The organism is Longitalea luteola, from assembly GCF_017356035.1.
Lineage (GTDB): Bacteria > Bacteroidota > Bacteroidia > Chitinophagales > Chitinophagaceae > Niastella > Niastella luteola.
This window is the reverse complement of the sequence record NZ_JAFIQX010000009.1, coordinates 30,818-51,017: the sequence shown is the minus strand read 5'-3', so window position 1 is coordinate 51,017 and position 20,200 is coordinate 30,818. Positions and strand designations below refer to the sequence as shown.

Annotated in this window: 15 protein-coding genes; 9 read left to right on the top strand and 6 right to left on the bottom strand. The window is 47.0% G+C overall.

Annotation, left to right across the window (positions count from 1 at the left end; all coding sequences use genetic code 11):
* Window positions 1–5: 5 nt before the first annotated feature.
* From JUB15_RS20145 to JUB15_RS20130, 4 genes are all read left to right on the top strand, one after another.
* Window positions 6–779 (top strand): cell division protein FtsQ/DivIB, encoded by a 774-nt coding sequence (locus JUB15_RS20145; RefSeq protein WP_207514450.1) that lies wholly within the window; start codon window positions 6–8, stop codon window positions 777–779.
* A 138-nt stretch (window positions 780–917) separates the two neighbouring features.
* Entirely contained in the window at window positions 918–2,294 is a 1,377-nt protein-coding gene (gene ftsA / locus JUB15_RS20140; RefSeq protein WP_207514449.1) for a cell division protein FtsA, read from the top strand.
* Between the two features lie 252 nt (window positions 2,295–2,546).
* Complete coding sequence (ftsZ, locus tag JUB15_RS20135) at window positions 2,547–4,412, top strand: cell division protein FtsZ (protein WP_207514448.1); 1,866 nt, start codon at window positions 2,547–2,549, stop codon at window positions 4,410–4,412.
* 377 nt (window positions 4,413–4,789) lie between these two features.
* Window positions 4,790–5,716 carry a TIGR01777 family oxidoreductase gene (locus JUB15_RS20130; RefSeq protein WP_207514447.1) on the top strand — a complete coding sequence of 309 codons (927 nt, stop codon included), beginning with the start codon at window positions 4,790–4,792 and terminating at the stop codon, window positions 5,714–5,716.
* Window positions 5,717–5,775: 59 nt separating this feature from the next.
* On the opposite strand, the gene JUB15_RS20125 is transcribed toward JUB15_RS20130, so the two are convergent.
* Together JUB15_RS20125 and JUB15_RS20120 are read right to left on the bottom strand one after the other, a co-directional pair.
* Window positions 5,776–6,432 (bottom strand): peptidase M10, encoded by a 657-nt coding sequence (locus JUB15_RS20125; protein ID WP_207514446.1) that lies wholly within the window; start codon window positions 6,430–6,432, stop codon window positions 5,776–5,778.
* A gap of 274 nt (window positions 6,433–6,706) precedes the next feature.
* The gene (locus tag JUB15_RS20120; RefSeq protein WP_207514445.1) at window positions 6,707–9,088 is read right to left on the bottom strand and encodes a 3-hydroxyacyl-CoA dehydrogenase/enoyl-CoA hydratase family protein; all 2,382 of its coding nucleotides are present in this window, start codon (window positions 9,086–9,088) and stop codon (window positions 6,707–6,709) included.
* A 151-nt stretch (window positions 9,089–9,239) separates the two neighbouring features.
* Here JUB15_RS20120 and JUB15_RS20115 point away from each other — a divergent pair, with 151 nt between their 5' ends.
* On the top strand, window positions 9,240–10,556 hold the full coding sequence (locus JUB15_RS20115; protein WP_207514444.1) for a glycerate kinase type-2 family protein: 1,317 nt from the start codon (window positions 9,240–9,242) through the stop codon (window positions 10,554–10,556).
* An 80-nt stretch (window positions 10,557–10,636) separates the two neighbouring features.
* Here JUB15_RS20115 and JUB15_RS20110 read toward each other — a convergent pair whose 3' ends face one another.
* The 3 genes from JUB15_RS20110 to JUB15_RS28645 form a co-directional block, all read right to left on the bottom strand.
* On the bottom strand, window positions 10,637–11,503 hold the full coding sequence (locus JUB15_RS20110; RefSeq protein WP_207514443.1) for an NAD(P)-dependent oxidoreductase: 867 nt from the start codon (window positions 11,501–11,503) through the stop codon (window positions 10,637–10,639).
* Between the two features lie 76 nt (window positions 11,504–11,579).
* The gene (metG, locus tag JUB15_RS20105; protein WP_207514442.1) at window positions 11,580–13,670 is read right to left on the bottom strand and encodes a methionine--tRNA ligase; all 2,091 of its coding nucleotides are present in this window, start codon (window positions 13,668–13,670) and stop codon (window positions 11,580–11,582) included.
* 163 nt (window positions 13,671–13,833) lie between these two features.
* The gene (locus JUB15_RS28645; RefSeq protein WP_255539656.1) at window positions 13,834–13,959 is read right to left on the bottom strand and encodes a hypothetical protein; all 126 of its coding nucleotides are present in this window, start codon (window positions 13,957–13,959) and stop codon (window positions 13,834–13,836) included.
* Between the two features lie 70 nt (window positions 13,960–14,029).
* Between JUB15_RS28645 and JUB15_RS20100 the strand changes: the two genes are divergently transcribed.
* From JUB15_RS20100 to JUB15_RS20085, 4 genes are all read left to right on the top strand, one after another.
* Window positions 14,030–15,052, top strand: a complete 1,023-nt coding sequence (locus JUB15_RS20100) for a S66 peptidase family protein (protein ID WP_207514441.1) — start codon at window positions 14,030–14,032, stop codon at window positions 15,050–15,052.
* 61 nt (window positions 15,053–15,113) lie between these two features.
* Entirely contained in the window at window positions 15,114–16,040 is a 927-nt protein-coding gene (locus JUB15_RS20095) for a S66 peptidase family protein (RefSeq protein WP_207514440.1), read from the top strand.
* Window positions 16,041–16,405: 365 nt separating this feature from the next.
* On the top strand, window positions 16,406–17,836 hold the full coding sequence (locus JUB15_RS20090) for a UCP032817 domain-containing protein (RefSeq protein ID WP_207514439.1): 1,431 nt from the start codon (window positions 16,406–16,408) through the stop codon (window positions 17,834–17,836).
* A gap of 408 nt (window positions 17,837–18,244) precedes the next feature.
* Complete coding sequence (locus JUB15_RS20085; RefSeq protein ID WP_207514438.1) at window positions 18,245–19,180, top strand: hydrogen peroxide-inducible genes activator; 936 nt, start codon at window positions 18,245–18,247, stop codon at window positions 19,178–19,180.
* 115 nt (window positions 19,181–19,295) lie between these two features.
* Here the strand turns inward: JUB15_RS20085 and JUB15_RS20080 are convergent, their stop codons facing one another.
* Window positions 19,296–20,102 (bottom strand): alpha/beta hydrolase, encoded by an 807-nt coding sequence (locus tag JUB15_RS20080; protein ID WP_207514437.1) that lies wholly within the window; start codon window positions 20,100–20,102, stop codon window positions 19,296–19,298.
* Window positions 20,103–20,200 lie beyond the last annotated feature (98 nt).

The window sequence follows — 20,200 nt, the reverse complement described above, 5'->3', positions numbered from 1 at the left end:
AGTACATGAAAAAGAAACGCTCTATCAGGAAATTATTATTAGTGGGTTTCTGGCTGTGTGTAGCAGCCGGCACTATGGTATTGCTGGTAGCTGCAATGAATGCGCAGAACAACAAGACCTGCAAGGGCTATGCGATAAGCCTGAAAGGGAAGTCAGACCAATGGTTCCTTGACAAAAAAGATGTAACCGCCATACTGGTGAGCCAGGGCGGTGTCAAAGGAAAACCGATCAAAGAGTTTGACCTGCGTAAGATGGAGAACCAGTTGAAGAATAATGTGTGGGTTAAAGATGCAGAATTGTTCTTTGATAATAGCCGGGTATTGCAGGTGCGCATAGAAGAGCGCGTACCCGTAGCCAGGTTATTTACGGCTACAGGTAATAGCTTTTACATAGACAGCAGCGGCGAACGACTGCCGTTGTCAGACAAGTTTTCGGCCCGGTTGCCGGTATTCACCGGTTTCCCTTCGGAAAAGGATAAACTAAAAGGGGCCGATAGTGTATTGATCCGTGACATCGTTAACATTAGCAATTATTTATTGCATGATGATTTCTGGATGGCACAGGTTTCGCAAATCGATGTGCAGGCTGATCGCACATTTGAATTCATACCCGTGGTAGGCAACCATATCATTCAATTTGGTGATGGTACCGATTACGAGAAAAAGTTTAGGCGGTTGCTGTTGTTTTATCAGCAGGTGTTGAGCAAAACAGGCATGGACGTGTACCAGAAGCTGAACGTACGATACGCACGACAGGTGATAGGGGTGAAGCGAACGTAGGTATGTTATAATTAATAAGTATTAGAAAGATAATAAAGAGCGTGACGGGTTAGGAGATTGAAAGAGTTAACTGGTTAACTCGTTAACTGGTAAACTGGTCAACGACATCCCTATACAACAACTAAAAACAGGATAAGTATGCAACACGAACAACAACCCATTATTGTCGGACTGGATATCGGTACGACAAAAATTGCCGCGATTGCCGGCCGAAAGAACGAGTTCGGCAAACTGGAGATCATCGGTTTTGGCCGGGCGAACTCCAACGGTGTTAAGCACGGACAGGTGCTTAATATCGACGAAACCATCAAGGCCATTAGCATGGCGCTTGAAAACTGTTACGCTTCAAACCCCGGTCTGGAAATAAATGAAGTATATGTTGGTATTGCAGGACATCATATAAAAAGCCTGCAAACCCGTGGTGATATCGTTCGTCAGCAAACCGATGATGAAATATCACAGCGCGAGATCGATCAGCTGATCTCTGATCAGTATAAAACCTACATTCCGGCAGGTGATCAGATCATCGATGTAATACCCCAGGAGTTTACAGTTGATAATTTTCAAAATATTCCTAACCCAATTGGCTATGGTGGCGTGAAAATTGGTGCTAATTTCCACATCATCACCGGAGACAAGAATGCCATTCGCAATATCAACCGCGCAGTAGAGAAAAGTGGTTTAAAGACAAAGGACCTGGTGTTGCAACCGCTGGCATCTGCAGCAGCTGTAATGGGCACTGAAGATCTGGAAGCAGGCGTAGCGATTGTAGATATAGGTGGTGGTACAACCGACCTGGCCGTTTTCTATGAAGGTATTCTGAAACATACAGCGGTTATTCCTTTTGGTGGCGAGAATATCACCAATGATATCAAAACCGGTTTGGGTGTATTGAAGACCCAGGCTGAACAAATGAAAGTGCAGTTTGGCAGCGCCCTGGCCAATGAAGCGCGCAGCAATGCCTTCATTACCATTCCGGGTTTGCGTGGGATGCCGGCAAAAGAGATCAGTGTGAAGAACCTGGCCAACATCATCCAGGCCCGCATGAGCGAGATCATGGATTTTGTTACCTATCACCTGAAGCAGGTGGGTCTGGACAGCCGCATGCTCAATGGCGGAATCGTATTGACCGGTGGTGGTTCTCAATTGAAACACCTGATCCAGTTAACAGAATATGTTACCGGACTGAATGCGCGCATTGGTTTTCCCACCGAGCACCTGGCTGCCGGTCACATTGAAGAGCTGGCCCGCCCAACTTATTCAACCTGTATCGGTCTTATTTTGAAAGGCTACAGCGATTATGAAAATCATCGCAAGCAGTTCGAGAACCAGTTCCGGAAAATAGAGATCCCCGACAATCTGCGCAAGACAGCGCTGGTGGAAGAAGAGTTTATCGATGATGATGAACTGCATGCCGGAAAAGTAAGGAACCGTAAGGGCATTAAAGATTTCTGGGGCAAGTTCAAGGATGGGATTATCGAATTGTTCAAAGAAGAAGAGGATCACGCATTATAAAGGCACAAGGCTGAAGGCATAAGGCTCAAGGCCAACAATTAAGTAACAAGTAACAGGAATTGATAACAGACCACGTACATTCAACCTTTTGAAAAAGAAAATCCGGGGAATATGAAAAGAACCAGCATGGCATTGTCCGGTTGCGCGCGCAACACGAGGCATTGCAATGCAAATTGAAAACTAACCCGTTATTCTTAATCTGGTCTCAGCAGCGAGTGAGGGTAGGCTGGTGGGGCTGTTAAACAGTAAGCTATGATTCATTTTGATTTGCCAAAGGAAAAATCATCCATCATCAAAGTGATTGGTGTAGGTGGTGGCGGTAGCAATGCGGTTAACCACATGTACAGTCAGAATATTGAAGGTGTAAATTTTATTATCGCTAATACCGATGCACAGGCTATTTCGCAAAGCAACGTACCTAATAAAGTGCAGTTGGGTCCCCATCTCACGCAGGGATTGGGAGCCGGCGCAAACCCTGAGATCGGTAAACAGGCTACAGTAGAAAGCCTGGAAGAGATCAAGCGCATTCTGGAAGTAAATACCAAGATGGCGTTTATTACTGCCGGTATGGGTGGTGGTACCGGAACAGGTGGCGCGCCCATAATCGCCAAGATCTGTAAAGAGCTCGACATACTTACTGTTGGAATAGTCACTACACCTTTTTCATATGAGGGAAAGAAACGGCAATTGCAGGCGGAGTATGGTATCAAGGAATTAAAACAATCTGTTGATACATTGCTGGTGATCAGCAACGATAAGCTGCGTCACCAGTTCGGCAACCTGAAAATGAAAGAAGCGTTTGCCAAAGCAGATAATGTGTTGGCCACCGCTGCCAAATGTATTACCGATGTAATTAACAGTACCGGCCAGATCAACGTTGACTTTGCCGATGTATGCACCGTAATGCGTAACGGTGGTGTAGCCATCCTGGGTAGTGCGGCCTGCAGCGGCGAAGACCGTGCATTGCGTACTATTGAAGAAGCATTGAATTCACCATTGCTGAACGATAATGATATCCGTGGCGCGAAATGGATCCTTATCAATATCAATTCAGCCGAAGGCGATCATGAGTTCACGATGGATGAAGTAGAGATCATTCAAAACTATTTATTGAACCAGGCCGGGGAAGGTACCGATGTCATTCTCGGTATGGGCTACGATGAGTCCCTGGGCGATAAGCTGGGTATCACCCTTATTGCCACCGGCTTTGAACATAAAGACCCTTTTAAAAAGGAAGCCAAAAAGGTTGAACCGAAGAAAGACGAGAAGATCCTTTTGTCATTGACGCAGCAACAGGAGAAGCCTAAAAATGAGCAGCCGGTTGTTGAAAAGAAAGAGGAAACCGTTGAGCCTGTCATAAAACCCGAACTGGCGCCCAAGCTGGTAGACGCCGACACACCGCCGGTTAGCATGGAGTTTTATACGAAGGAGGAAACTGGTAAATCTCCTGTGGACAATACCGTGGATAAAAATGGCACGCCGGGAAAAATTGAATGGGTACTTTCGCAACCATCCAACCCCGGTGAGAATTCTGCTTCTGCCATGAAGCAGCAGCAACAACAGCAACAGCCCCAAAAGGCGCAACATAATTCTTCGGTGTCTGCAGCATCCGGAGGATACTTGGCCAAGCCCTCCAATATTTATGCAGAACCAAAAAAAGAGGAATCCAAACCAGAACACACCCCTGTGAAGGAACCTGTCAGAAATACCAGTGCAAACCCAATCCAGGAAGATGATCCTTCCAATGAACTGCACCTGGTATTCAAAGATGATATTCCAGCGGCGGATGCGCCTGGGGCCTACCATTCTCAACCCCCTGTTAGTAGCGGCCATATTTCTGCTGAGGACCTGGCAATGCTAGACGAAGCAGAAGAACAAAAACGCCGTGCAGCTGAACGAATACAGAAATTGCGCAACCTTTCGTTCAATATTAACGGAGCTGACCCTAACAACGAGTTTGAAACTGTGCCGGCATACATCCGCCGCAATTTGGAACTGTATAACACCATTTCAAGCGTAGAGAACTTTTACAGCAAGTATGAGGTAAAAGCCGACGAAAATAATAATGGCCAGATCTCTACGCTAAACACATTTTTAGACGGAAAGAAACCAGATTAATAATAGTTGTTTAGTATCCTGTCCCGCCCAGGTCCTACCTGTTTGTATTGAGAGTAAAGGTTCATTGAACAGGGGTACCGGGTTTTAAATCGATTGTTTTAACACAGCGATTGTTGTTTTTAGTTGTAATCCCCCCGACTAATCGGGGGGATTTGTTTTAGGCCGAACGCCAAAACCGCTTAACGCTAAACGCTAAAAGCTGAACACTTGCCTTTCATAAAGTGTGTGTGCTGCTTTAAATAGCAGTGATTGCCTTCAGCCTTCAGCTTTCAGCCTTGCGCCTTCAGCCCTCAGCCTTCAGCTTTCAGCCTTGCGCCTTCAGCCTTCAGCCTGGTAACCGGCAACCGGAAACCGGTAACAAACCCTAACTTTGCGCCATGGCAACCATTTTGATCACCGGTGGCACCGGTACCATAGGTAAATCCCTGACCAGGTTCTTAACCAATAAACAACATCAGGTAATAATACTCAGCCGCCACCACCGGACAGGCACAGGGGCTGTTTCCTATGCAGCCTGGGATCCCGCCAAACAAACCATTGATCTCGATGCCTTGCAAAAAGCCGATTATATCATTAACCTCGCCGGCGCCGGTGTGGCCGATAAACGCTGGTCAAAAAAACGTAAGGCCGAGATCGTAGACAGCCGCGTACAAAGCGCCGGCTTACTGGTAAAAGCTTTACAGGAGAATCCCAACAAAGTAAAAGCCGTGATCAGTATGGCTGGCATTGGCTGGTATGGCGATGATAAGAACAGAGCTCCCGGCCAGTCTTTCTTTCGGGAAGGTGACCCGGCCGATGAAGGATTTTTGGGCGACACCTGTGTTAAATGGGAAAATGCCATTAAACCGGTAACAGCCCTGAACAAACGCCTGGTGATCTTCCGTTGCGGTATGGTCTTAAGCAATGAGGGTGGCGCCCTCACCGAATTGAAAAAGCCCGTAAAAGCCGGCATTGCCCCCATCTTTGGCAGCGGCGACCAGGTGGTGAGCTGGATCCATATCGATGACCTTTGCCGCTTAATGTTATATGTTATGACCGATGAGCGGAAGCACGGGGAGTACAATTCGGTTGCACCCAATCCCGTAACCAACAAACAACTAATGCTTACACTGGCCCGCAAAATGAAAGGCAGCTTTTATATTCCCATTTATGTTCCTTCTTTTGTTTTGAAAATGATGATCGGGGAAGTAAGTATTGAACTATTGAAAAGTACGAAAGTGAGTGCTGAAAAGATCAGTAACAGTGGCTTCCAGTTCCAGTTTCCAACACTCGATGTGGCGCTCGATGACCTGATCAAAAAATAAATGGCAGATCGCCTCTCGGGAGTTTTCGTCACGGCCAACGGCCGAACCTTTTATATTGATCAGGTACGGGGTCTGTGCTTCTCATGATACAGGCTGGAAAAATCTCCCACTATCGCCTTTCCATTGGTAAAAAACAGTTTATGCAGTTTCAGGGCTTCCACATCACTTTGTAACACCCGCCGGTGGATCGGGTTCAGCGTGCCGCCATGACCAGGACCGGGCGCTGCATGCGGATCATACTGAAAAGGCGGATCCACTATTGTACCACGGGGATACATTATGCCGGGTGTTGACTGCCCCCTGATGTCGAGGTTCTCGGGATGGATCAATCCAAGGGTATGCCCATATTCATGGGCTGCGGTGGTAGAAGTTTGTAAGACGTTAGCCAGTTTGAAGTAACCGGTATTGCTGCCAATACCATCTACAAAAGAAATGTCGTCGCCGGGCGCAAACTCTTCAATACGAAAGAAATTAAAGCGGGGATTATCGTTGTACCAGACTTTTTCAGGATCAAGATCCGGTTCGTATATACCGTCAATGTCGAACAGTACCCTGTACCAGTTGCTGCCGATCCGGATGCTGGCCTGCGGTTCGTTCCAGTGTTGTTCAATATCATTGGCAATTTGCCACGACAGTTCTTTCGTGGCTGCTTCTCCGTAAAAGAAGAATACAGAGTGGATCACTAATTGGTTCGTATGTAATTCGGCTTCACCCATACAATCAAAAGGCAATAAACAATCGACAATCGACAATCGACAATCGGCAGTCGACAATCGTCAATCGTCAATCGTCAGTTGTGAATCGACAACCTTGATTACTCAAATATCAAATTATCCACTATCCTCACTTATTATCGTTAACGCTGTCAACTTAGAACTTAAAACTTTGAACTTAAAACTTTGAACTTAAAACTTAGAACTAAGAATAAATTTAAATAAAAAGGCGCAGCAGGAATGCTACGCCCCTATTTTCTCATGTGACTCCTTGTTATCAATTGCGGACAGGCTTTCCGCCTTTTAAAACACTTTGTATTCTTTCCAGGGTCTTCTTTTCACCACAGAGAGATAAGAAGGCTTCCCTTTCAAGATCGAGTACATATTGTTCTGAAACCAAAGTAGGTTCGCTTAGATCGCCGCCACACATTACATAGGCCAGTTTTTTGGCTACCACTACATCGTGATCGGTTGCATAGCCTGCGCGCCACATACCATTGATGCCGGCATATAAAGCGCCCAAAGCCGAACGGCCCAATACTTTGATGTCGTTACGTTGTATGGGTGTAACATAACCGCTGTCGAAAAGTTCGATCACGCTTTTTTTAGCTTCAGCGATCCGGCGGCCCTGGTTCAGCACCACTTCATCTTTTCCTTTGCGTAAGATGCCCAGTTCGAAACCTTCTGCTGCTGAAGTAGCCACTTTAGCTGTTGCTATAGTAAGAAAGCGGTTCTTGAGGGTGATGGTTTCCGGTTCGTCTTCGTGCATTTCATCTGCGGCGCGTAATACAAATTCTTTGGTGCCGCCACCGCCGGGTATCAGTCCAACCCCCAGTTCAACCAAACCAATATAGGTTTCGGCGGCTGCGCATATTTTATCGGAATGCAGGCTCAGTTCACAGGCGCCACCCAGCGTGAGCGCATGCGGCGCTACCACTACCGGAACGGAACTATAACGGGCCCGCATCATGGTGTTCTGAAAAAGGCGAACAGCCATGTCGAGCTCATCATATTCCTGCTCGATGGCCAGCATAAAGATCATGCCCACATTGGCGCCGGCACTGAAGTTGGCGCTGTCATTGGCAATGACCAGTCCCTTATATTTTTCTTCTGCTTTTGCAATTGATCGTTGAATGGCTTCCAGCACTTCGCCACCTATGCTTCCCATCTTGGTGTTCCACTCAAGGCCCAGCACGTCATCACCCAAATGGTACAACCGGCAGGCGCTGTTTTTCCATACGGTCTGGTTCTCAAAGTTTTTCATCACGATAAATGCATCACCACCCGGCAATGATCTATACGTCTTTGAGTTAACATCATAGTACAGCCGCTTGCCATTTTCAACTTTGTAAAAACTTTTTACGCCGGCTTCCAGCATTTCGGTTATCCATGGAGCTACTGAGTAACCGGCAGCTTTCATTTTTTGAACGGTGCTTTCCACCCCTAATACATCCCAGCTTTCGAAGGCGCCGATCTCCCAGCCAAAGCCGGCCATCATCGCGTCGTCGACCCGGTAGAGCTCGTCTGAAATTTTAGGAATGCGGTGTGAGATATAGGAGAACAGCCCGTAATGGAACTGGCGGTAGAACTCACCGGCTTTATCGGTGCCGGCACATAAAGCCTTTAGTCTTGTTGCAAGATCATCGATCGGTTTGGCCGTTTCTACCGTGGCAAATTTTGCTTTGGTACGGGGTTTATATTCAAAAGTTTTCAGGTCGAGTGAAAAGATCTCCTTTTCGCCTCCGGTTCCTTTTTTCTTTACAAAGAAGCCCTGCCCAGTTTTATCGCCCAACTGGTTATTGGTTACCATTTTTTCGAGCCAGGCGGGTATAACGAATGTATCGCGGTGCTCGTCGTTGGGACAGTTGTCATAAACGCCTTTGGCTACTTTCACCAGCGTATCGATGCCTACGACATCTGCGGTCCTGAAAGTGGCTGATTTAGGCCGGCCAATGATGGGACCGGTCAACGCATCTATTTCATCAACCGTCAATCCCATTTTTTCCACCAGGCCAAAGATGGCCATGATGCCATATACACCAATACGGTTGGCAATGAATGCCGGAGTGTCTTTACACAACACAGTGGTCTTACCCAGGTACAGGTCACCATACTGCATTAAGAAATCAACTACCGTTTGATCTGTATGTGGTGTGGGAATTATTTCAAGTAAGCGTAAATATCGCGGTGGGTTGAAAAAGTGAGTGCCGCAGAAATGTTTCCTGAAGTCTTCGCTTCTGCCTTCGGCCATCAGGTGAATTGGAATGCCTGAGGTGTTGGAAGTAATGAGACTGCCAGGTGTGCGGTACTTTTCTACTTCGGTAAATATCTGTTGTTTGATATCGAGCCGTTCTACAACCACTTCTATGATCCAGTCATAGCCGGCGATATCTTTCATATTATCAGTAAAGTTGCCGGTAGTGATCTTCTTCACCACATCCTTCGTATAAACAGGCGAAGGATTGCTTTTCAGCGCAGCCTGGAGGGCATCGTTTACCAGTTTATTGCGGGCGGCTTTGTTATCACTCTCAACAGCTTCTTTCGGAACCATGTCTAATAACAACACCTGTACCCCAATACCTGCAAAGTGGCAAGCAATACGGGAACCCATAACTCCACTTCCCAGTACAGCTACTTTTTTAATGATTCGTTTACTCATAAAAAAATAGTTAGCTAAACAACTATTTTCAAAGATAGGATAAAATCCGCACGTGCCAAGAGCTTTTTATAAATTAGCAGGTTAGCCGGTGGCAGGGGTGTATAGGAATTTAATATAAGTAACTGGCTATCCGCAAAAATTGACTAAAAAAATGCGTAACGATGCGCTCAAAATATTTTCTGCAGCTGTTCGGGCGGTACAACCCCGGTACCTATTGGCCAGGCATATACGATGGCAGCAGGACAAGCTGTTGTTAGGTGAACAGCTTTTTGCACAGGGTGATATAAATAAGGTATTTATTATAGGTGCCGGCAAAGCCAGTGCGGCCATGGCGCGCGAAGCAGAAATAGTGCTGGGCAGCCGGACCGATGACGGCGTTGTTGTCACAAAATATGGCCATGGGTTCACCTTAAACACCATTCGTTGTATAGAAGCGGGGCACCCGGTTCCGGATGAAAACAGTTTACTGGGCGGGCGGGAAATGATCCGCCTGGTAAAAAACGCTGGTGAAAAAGATGTGGTGATCGCCCTGATCAGCGGAGGCGCTTCGGCGCTGGTGGTCGATTGTCCGCCTGGTGTTTTATTACCGGAGCTGCAAATTGTATTTAAGCGTTTGCTGCAATGCGGGGCAACGATCGAGGAAATGAATACGGTTCGAAAACATTTGTCGGCCGGCATTAAGGGCGGACAACTCATGCGAACTGCCTGGCCTGCCACGGTGATCAATTTCATTTTAAGCGACGTAATCGGCGATCCGCTCGATAGTATTGCCAGCGGTCCCACCGTTGCCGACCGCAGTACGTTCGCCGATGCCTGGGATATTATTCGAAAATACCAGCTGGCGGAAAAGCTACCGGTAAGTATTATCCGCTGGTTACATTTGGGCCTGAACAAACAAATTCCGGAAACACCCAAACCCGGCGATCCCATATTTACCAAAAGCTTTAATTACCTCATTGGCACGAATCGCATTGCACTGGAAGCGGCGGCGGAAACCGCGCGGTCATTGCGCTACACGCCCGTTATTGTTACCGACGCCCTGAAAGGTGAGGCCCGCGAAAAAGCACAGGAACTGGTAGCGCAGGTACGGCAGTACGATGGCCCGCGCCCTGCCTGTTTGTTATTGGGCGGCGAAACCACGGTGACCGTTAACCACCCCGGAAAAGGCGGCCGTAACCAGGAGTTTGCGCTGGCTGCATTGATAGCATTGCAGCAGGCTTTTCCCGATAGTGAAAAATTGCCGGTGTTGCTCAGTGCGGGTACCGATGGTACGGATGGCCCCACCGATGCCGCCGGCGCAGTAGTAGATGCCGCCGTTATAAAGCAGGCCGCCCAACGGGTACTGACAGCTGAAGATTATCTAACGCGAAACGATTCCTGGAACTTCTTTCACCAGGCAGGCGGACATATCATTACAGGGCCTACTTTCACCAACGTGATGGATATTGTTGTGGTGTTGATCCCTTAAATCGAGGTGTGCCACATTTACTTTCGACGCTGCAGGGAAATGTGGCACACCTATTTTGTCTATTGCCTATTGTCTATTGCCTATTGATTCGCCGCCAGCGACACGGCGCTCCAGTCGAGCTCGGGATCTTTTTCTATGAGCTGTTGCATATGGTGCTTCAGCAGCAGGGCAAACGGCATGTTATTGTCAACTGCCGCAGCCTGTGAAAGTACCAGGTTAATATCTTTTAACCCCAATGGCATGTTGAAAGCCGCCGGTTTAAATTGCTGGTTTACGATAAAGTTACCGTAGTTCACATATATAGGTGAGTTGAAGAGCGTTTGGGTAAAGAATGACCACATCTTCTGCGTATCGATATTGCTTTTGGCAGCGAGTGAAACGCTTTCACCAATGGCTTCCAGGGCAGCAGCGATCATAAAATTACCGCAAAGCTTCACAGTATTGGCAGCCGTGATGGCATCGCCAAAATCCCATACACCTGCGCCGCCCGCATCTTTAAATAGTTGTTCGTATTGCTGGCGAACGGTGGCTTCGCCCGATACCACAAAGTTCAGCTTGCGGGCGCGGGCTGCTTCTGGACGGCCAAAGACCGGTGCTGCCAGGTAGTGTGAACCATGTTGTTGGTGTTGTTCTGACAATTCCGCAGCGGTAAGCGGCAGTATGGTGCTCATAGCGATGTGAACGCCTCCCGGCTGCATATTTTCTATCAGGCCATCGTCACCTTCGCAGATGCTTTTAAGGGCTTTGTCATCTGCGACCATGGTGATGATAACCGCACACTCCACCGCCAGCTCTTTCACCGTTGCCAGGGCTGTGGCGCCTTTGTCGGTCAATGCTTTTGTTTTGGAAGCAGTGCGATTGTAAACAAACAGCTGATGTCCTTTTTCCTGCAGGTTTTCGGCAATGGGTGTGCCCAGGTTGCCTAACCCGATAAATCCGATTTTCATGTTATACTATTAAAAGAAGTGCCCCACTGCTTTGCCATTGCGCAAAACAAGTGGGGCACAATGGTGAATAATCTATTTAACTCACTGAAGAGCCATTGTCAATAGCATCAACAGAATTAATGAAATGCAGTTTGCCTGCTTTATCTTCAGCCATCAGGATCATGCCATTACTTTCAATACCGCGCATTTTGCGGGGCGCCAGGTTGGCTACCACCACTACCTGTTTGCCGGTAATGTCTTCGGGTTTAAAATGTTCAGCAATGCCCGAAACAATGGTGCGCGTTTCAAAACCCAGATCAACCTGCAGCTTTAACAGCTTGTCGGCCTTGGGCACTTTCTCGGCTGCAACAATGGTGCCTACCCGAAGATCGAGTTTGGCAAAATCGTCGTATACGATCTGAGGCTTGATGTCTGACGTTTGAGGTTCGCCGCCTGTGTTTCCCGGCTTCAGACTTCCGGCTTCCGGCTTCACCAGTCCGGCTTTTAGTTTCGCGATCTGCGCATCGATCTCCTCATTCTCAATTTTTCTGAACAGCAATTCAGGGGCCCGTAAGCTATAACCAACACTCAGTAATTTTGTTTTACCCGCATTCTCCCATTCCAGCATTTTTTCCACCACTTTCATCAGGTGCAGCATTTTTTTGGCTGTATTGGGCAGGAATGGATTGATCATGATCGCCAGATTGGCGGTCAGCTGCAAACAAATGTGCAGACAGTTATCGATCAGTTTCTGGTTATCCGGATTTTCGGCCAGTGTTTTGGCAACGATCCAGGGCTCCTGTTCCTGCATATACTTGTTGCCTTTTCTCGACAGGTCGATCACTTCGAACAATGCATCGCGGAACTTGAAGTTGTCCAGGTGCTCTTCTACTTTTGTTTTGGTGATCGCAAATTCGGCCAGCAGGTTTTTGCCCGATTCATCGAGCACATCTGCATGTAAAGCCGGCACTTTGCCACCACACAGCTTGTGCATGAGCACAAAGGCGCGGTTCACAAAGTTTCCAAAGATGGAAACCAGCTCGCTGTTATTGCGGTCCTGAAAATCTTTCCAGGTAAAATCATTGTCCTTGGTTTCCGGCGCATTGCTGCACAGCACATACCGTAATACATCTTCGCAGCCCGGAAAATCTTTTATGTATTCATGCACCCATACGGCCCAGTTGCGGCTGGTAGATACTTTGTCTCCTTCAATGTTCAGGAATTCGTTGGCCGGCACATTATCGGGCAATACAAATCCACCATGCGCTTTCAACATCGCCGGGAAAATAATACAGTGAAAAACAATATTGTCTTTACCAATGAAGTGCACCAGTTTGGTGTCCTCCTTGCACCAGTAATCAGCCCATTGTTCGGTGAGTTCTTTGGTAGCGGAAATATAACCGATAGGGGCATCGAACCACACGTACAGCACCTTGCCTTCCGTATCGGGTAAAGGCACTTTCACGCCCCAGCTGCTGTCGCGCGTCATGGCGCGGCTTTGCAAACCACTGTCGAGCCAGCTTTTGCACTGCCCATATACGTTATTCTTCCATTCGGTATGGCCTTCCAGGAGCCAGCCCTTCAGCCATTCCTCGTAGTTCTGCAGCGGGAAGTACCAGTGTTTTGTTTTCCGCTTAACAGGCACGGCATCGCTCAGCGTACTGCGCGGGTTGATCAGTTGTTCAGGGCTCAGCGAAGAGCCGCATTTCTCGCACTGATCGCCATAGGCGTTGGGATTACCGCAAACGGGACAGGTACCGGTAATGTATCTGTCTGCCAGGAACGTATTTGTTTTTTCATCATAATACTGTTCGGTCTCTTTTTCTTCGAACAGGCCATCGTCGTACAGCTTTTTGAAAAAAGCAGCTGCCGTTTCGTGATGAATTTTATTGGAAGTGCGGGAATAGATATCGAAAGAAATCCCCATTTGATCAAAACTTTCTTTGATCAGGGCATGGTATTTATCTACAATTTGCTGTGGACTCACGCCTTCTTTCATGGCGCGGATGGTAATGGGAACTCCATGTTCATCACTGCCGCCAATAAATTTGATATCTCTTTTTTGCGCCCGTTGGTAACGCACGTAAATATCAGCCGGTAAATAGCAGCCTGCCAGGTGACCGATATGCACGGGACCATTGGCGTACGGCAGGGCCGCTGTGACTAAATAGCGCTTAAAATTGCTCATTTTGTTGATCGTCTTTGGTAATTCTAATCGTCGTCCCTTGCGACGCTCCCTTGTACTGCAAATCGCTGTGCAGCCAGGCGAATGCCGGAGGGTGAATTGCAAAAGTAACTATTCGGGGGCAAGGCATAAAATTGGTTACCGGGTGCCGGTTGCCAGTTCCGGGTTACCGGCTGAACATTACCTCGTTATTGATTGCTGCACCGCTTTTTTTGCGAATGGCCAACTGGTATAACACCCAAAGTACCAATGCAATTGCTACTAACAATGCTATTACGAAACGTGCTGCCATACGATAAAAGTACTTTGTTTATGTATGGGCTAAAAGAACTTTACGGTATATTTAAAAATTATATCAGTACATGAACCGTAAGCATTTTTTATCCTCGTTCCTGGTGGCCGGATTACCTTTTCCTGGTTTTAGTGCCCTGGTTAATAATGATGAGCGTGAGTCACCGGCGCCTATTCTGCCCCGCTATTTAAAACCCGGCGATACTATTGGTATTACCTGTCCCGCAGGTCATATTACCCTGCCCGAGATACAACCGGCCATGGTGCAAATGGTAGAGTGGGGCTTTAATATCAGGGTGGGTGATACCGTTGGCAAAAAGGACTGGACCTTCGGCGGCACCGATGAAGAACGCGCGAAGGATCTACAGCAGATGATCGACGATCCGAAAATAAAAGCCATTATGTGTGCGCGTGGCGGTTATGGAATTGTTCGCATTATTGATAAATTGGATCTCTCCAAACTGGTTGCCCGACCTAAATGGATCATTGGCTTTAGCGACATTACCGTCCTGCACTGCCACCTCAACCGGAATTATGGCATAGCTTCGATCCATTCTAAAATGTGCAACAGTTTTCCCGATGACTGGACTAAAGCCGAACCGATCCAGATCGAAACGATCCTTTCTATAAAACAGGCGCTAACGGGGCAAAAGATGACATATACCGCCCCGGTAAACCCCTTTAACAAACCAGGGAAAGCGGAAGGACCATTGGTTGGCGGCAACCTGAAACTGATAGAAACCCTGGCGGGCACGAGATCGGATCTTCGAACTACCAACAAAATACTGTTCGTAGAAGACACAGGTGAATACCTGTACAGCATCGATCGCATGTTCTGGAACCTGAAGCGCACCGGTAAGCTCGAAAAGCTGGCAGGTTTAATCGTGGGCGGGTTTAAAATAAAGCCCGATGATCCCGGCGAAGAGTTCGGCCGTACCGTGCAGGAAATTGTGCTGGAAAAAGTAAAGGAGTACAAGTATCCCGTTTGTTTCGATTTCCCCGTTGGCCATCAACGCAATAATTATGCTTTAAAATGTGGCGTTATTCACCGGCTCAACGTTACTAATGAAGAAGTAATACTCCGGGAAATATGATTGCTTAAATTTGAACATTGAATGTAATCATCAGGTATTTCGCATTACAAATAAAATGATAATGGTAAAAGTTCCTCCCTATTTGCAGCCAGGCCACACGATCGCATTGGTTTGTCCTTCGGGATTCATGGCAATAGAAAAAGCGCAAACATGCATTGATGTGCTGCAACAATGGGGATATAAAGTGAAAGTGGGCACAACGGTAGGCAGCCATTCTTCCAATTATTTTTCAGGCACCGATGAAGAACGGCTGATCAATTTTCAGCAGATCCTCGACGATGATGACGTGCATGCCGTATTATGTGCCCGCGGTGGTTATGGGTTAAGCCGGATCATTGATCATATCAGTTTTAAGAAATTCAAAAAACAACCCAAATGGGTGATCGGGTTTAGTGATATAACGGTGCTGCATTCGCATATTTATTCCAATTGCGGCGTTGCCACCCTGCATGCACCCATGGCTGCCGCATTCAATGACGGCGGTTATGCGAATGAGTTTGTAGGATCGTTGAAGCTGGCCCTGGAAGGAAAAAGATTAAGATATGAATGTCCGGGTCATACATTCAATAAGAAAGGCGAAGCCGTCGGTGAACTGGTGGGCGGTAACCTCGCGTTGCTGGCGCATTTGGTAGGTACGGCATCAGACATTAAAACAAAGGGAAGGATCCTGTTCATCGAAGATGTGGGTGAATACCTGTACAATGTAGATAGAATGATGCGGCAGCTGCAGCGCAGTGGTAAATTAAATAAACTGGCCGGACTGATCATCGGCGGTTTCAGTGATATGAAAGATACTGAGCGGCCTTTCGGCCAAAACGTGTATGAGATCATCCACGAGATCGTGAAGGAGTACGATTACCCCGTGAGTTTTGGTTTTCCCGTGAGCCATGAAAAGGAGAATTATGCCTTGAAGGTAGGCATGGGATACAGGTTGAAGGTAGGCAAGTCGAAAGTGGTGTTGGACGAGTATGTTGATGAGTTGGATTAGTAAGTTGACCAGTTGACCAGTTGGCCAGTTGACCAGTTAACCAGTTAATCCGTTGACCAGTTAACCCGTTGACCGGTTGATAGGGTTAATAAATTTAATACGGTTTATAGAGTTGATAATGTTGAATAGAGATGGGTGGTAATTATTGCCTATTGCCTTTTGCCCATTGTCTATTGTCCATTGTCTATTGCCAGTTGCCCTTTGCCTATTGTCTATTGCCCGTTGGTTCAGCGTTCCACAAACGTTCCATAACAGCGTTTCACATGCAAAGTGCAGGTTCCACACGGATTAATAATTTGGTAACACACGCTTGCTTGCCCGGTTGAATAACTCCGTTATAACTTTGTGTAACCAAAGACAGAAATATGAAAGTTGAAGAACACAGAAGCCTTTGGAGTGCAATTCAACAATTTCCCCTCGATGAACCCAATGCAGCAATCACCTTCTCACACAAATTAGCTGCAAAACAAAACTGGACAGCCTTCTACACAGAACGGGTCATCAATGAGTACCGGAAATTCCTCTTCTTATGTTGCATTTCTCCAAATGGCGCATCACCCTCACAGGCCGTAGATGAAGCCTGGCATTTACACCTCACTTACACGCGATCGTACTGGATCGATCTTTGCAAAAACACCCTCGGCAAAGATATCCATCACCATCCATCCCGGGGAGGGGATGAAGAAGACCACAAACACCGCGATTGGTATAAAGAAACGCTGCAATTATACCAATCGGTCTTTGAATCACCACCGCCAGATGATATCTGGCCGCCGCCGCAGGAACCGCAGATCCACCTTCCCGAACCAAACTGGGTCATACGAAATGAGATCATCGCTCTTGTTGTAATGTTGCTAACGCTCCCGCTCATTATCAGTGCTTCCCTCCATCACGTTTTATCTCCTTTTTCATTGAACGGTCCTCAATTCCTGGTTTTCTTTCCTTTATTCGCGGTTAGTTGTATTATTGGTTATGTACTCCTCCAAAACGAAAAAGGCCGCATACTGAGACAACTGGTTACCGAACATTTTCCTGTTGACGTTACTCCTTTCCAAATAGCACAGTTCCTCTTTGGAAAACACCGCGCTATTCAGGCAGGCATCGTAGACCTGCTGCGGCGCAACCTGATCGGACTATCAGCTGATAACCGGTTTATTGTTCATAAGAACTGGTACAATAAGCCAGCCAATGAACAGAACCCGTTAATCCAGGGATTTCTGAAAGAGCAGGAGGATAGCATCCATTATGAACGGATAGCTACAGAGTGGTATGATGAAGAAGCGATAAAACATCCTGCGCTGCAAAAGTTGTATCTCCTGGCTTATCACAAGGAGCACTTGGTGAAAAAATATCACCTGATGCTGTTACCATTTGTAATTATCATGATCAGGTTCTTTCAGGGAGCAGTGAATCATAAAGCGCTAGGTAATCTTTTCTTTGAATTGTGGGTCTTGCTCATCATCTCTGTAATTCTTACAAATTTCATGTCACGCAGGCGCATGGTGCTTGAGCAGGTGAAAAAACTGGCCGGAAGCTTACAGCAGGATGGAACGCTGTACAGCGATCAGGTGGTTTCCCTTTATTCCATCCATGGAAATGATTCCCTCACCTGGTTTGCCGAAGGAGCTGCACTTACGGCGATCTTTGCTCCTTACCCCGTGCTCAATCATGACAAACAATCAACCACCAATTCTTCCTGCAGTAGTTGCAGCAGCTGCACTGGTAGCGGCGGCGGTGATGGCGGCGGAGGCTGCGGTAGCGGATGCGGCGGTGGTTGTGGCGGGTGTGGCTCCTAGAGCCGGCACTGACCATTGACCATTGACCATTCACCATTGACCATTCACCATTGACCATTGACCATTGACCATTCACCATTCACCATTCACCATTCAACCCAAGCGGTAGTGATGTACATCAGAATAGGATATTATACAGCCCTTAACGCTTACAGGCGGCTGATGCCATCTACCACATGAGCGGGTCGCAAATGCAGGGTCACCACATTTGCAGAATAATATTACCGGGTATTTTGAATTTCCAAAAAACTATAAGCTACTCTTCTGCGGCCTTTCCCTGAACCCCCTTTTGAAACAGTTCTTATACCGGAATGCCGGATCGCTATTTAAACCGGTATCACAAAACTTCAATTATTTTGTTGATAAATCAAATTGATTAATTTTATAGAACTATAGACAAAACCTATTATGACATTTGTTCAACTCGAATACGTAGTGGCCGTAGACACTTACCGGCATTTTGCTACTGCCGCCGAACATTGTTTCGTTACCCAGCCTACCTTGAGCATGCAGGTGCAAAAGCTGGAAGAGGAATTAGGCGTTAAAATATTCGACCGCAGTAAACAGCCCGTAGTGCCTACTGAAATCGGAATTGAGATCATTGAGCAGGCGCGCCGCATTTTGTCGGAAAAAAATGTGATCAAAGAGCTGGTTCAAACCAAAAAGGGCATTTTGACCGGTGAATTGCGAATTGGCATTATTCCCACCCTGGCTCCTTATTTATTACCGCTGTTCATCCAGAGCTTCTATAAGAAATACCCGCATATAAAACTGGTAGTGCAGGAATTGATGACCGAATACATTGTCACCCGTTTGCGGGAAGGCCGCATCGATGTGGGTATCCTTGTTACGCCCCTGCAGGAGAACGGCATCAAGGAACATGTGCTGTTCTATGAGGAACTGCTGGCGTATGTTTCCCGCAAGAATGCTGCATATAAAAAGACGTATGTGCTGGCCCAGGACATTGATCCCGAAAAGTTATGGCTGATGGAAGAGGGGCATTGCTTCCGCTCGCAGATCGTAAACCTGTGTGAATTGCGCCGGGCCAGTGAATTGGGTTCCCATTTCGAATATGAAGCCGGCAGTATAGAAACCCTGCGGCGTATGGTTGAATTAAATGATGGCATCACTATTCTGCCAGAGCTCACCACCCTCGATATGACGGCCCGCCAGTTGCAACTCATCCGGCATTTTAAAAAGCCGGCTCCCATGCGGGAGGTGAGCATTGTGGTGCACCGCGATTTTGTAAAGAAACGCCTCATTGAAGCGCTGAAGGAAGAGATCATTGCGGCGATCCCCGATAAGATCAAGATGAACAAGGATCTTAACGTTGTTCCTATTTAAAGTAGGGACCGGGGACATAAAGACTGCGAGGTCCGGGGTCCGATGTCGGAAGTCGGAAATCCGAAATACAGGCTCTTCCGACTTCAGACGTCTGACTTCAGACCTCCGACTTCAGTTACCTTAGTAACGAATCCAACTTCTTATTATATTCCGGAAACGTAGGAATATCGTTATGCTTCGCACCTTCCAGCGTGATGTATTCATCCGTTGCGTTTAAATACGGCTTCAGCTTTTTCGAATTCCTGTAAGGAATGGTATAATCGCTGGTGCCATGAAAAATGACTATCGGATTCGTGACTTCTTTTACATACTGCCAGGTGGGCAATTTAAAATGGATCATTTTATTCAGCGGATAAATGGGCAGCCAGCTTCCGATAATAGAAGGAAAACTATAATATGGCGCTTCAAGGATCAGTGTTTTACAATCGCGAATGGTAGCCAGTTGTGCGGCGATGCCGGTACCCATTGATTTCCCATAAATAATAATGCTGTCTTTCGAATACTTCGCCTGTGCCAGTTTGTAAAACACCAGCGCCCAGTCATACAACCGCTGTTCGGTAAAATCTCCCGTGCTTTTGCCAAAACCCGGGTAATCGATCATCCACACTTCATAACCACGGCTGGTAAATGCAGGGGCTGCTTTGGCATACCGGGTAATATTTTGCTTATTGCCATGAAAATACAGCACTACGCCTTTGGCCTGCGGTTGAGTGGTGGGAAATTGAATGATATTGATGTTCGATTCCTTCGACCAGGGAATATTCACTTCTTTATACGGAAATGGAAAACTGTATTGTGATTGGGCCGTTACCGGTTGCGGATGGAACAGGAGTTTATCCTGACCGTAATAGATCGCAATGCCAATTAAACAATAGATCAATATAAAAAGCTTGAGCCAGCGGAATAGAACCTTCTTTTTCATAGAGCTCACAAGATAGGAAGGGTTTGTGGTTTGTGGTTTATGGTTTGTGGTTCATTTATTCGAAACCACCGCTAATTATGCGGCTCTCTAATTTTTCT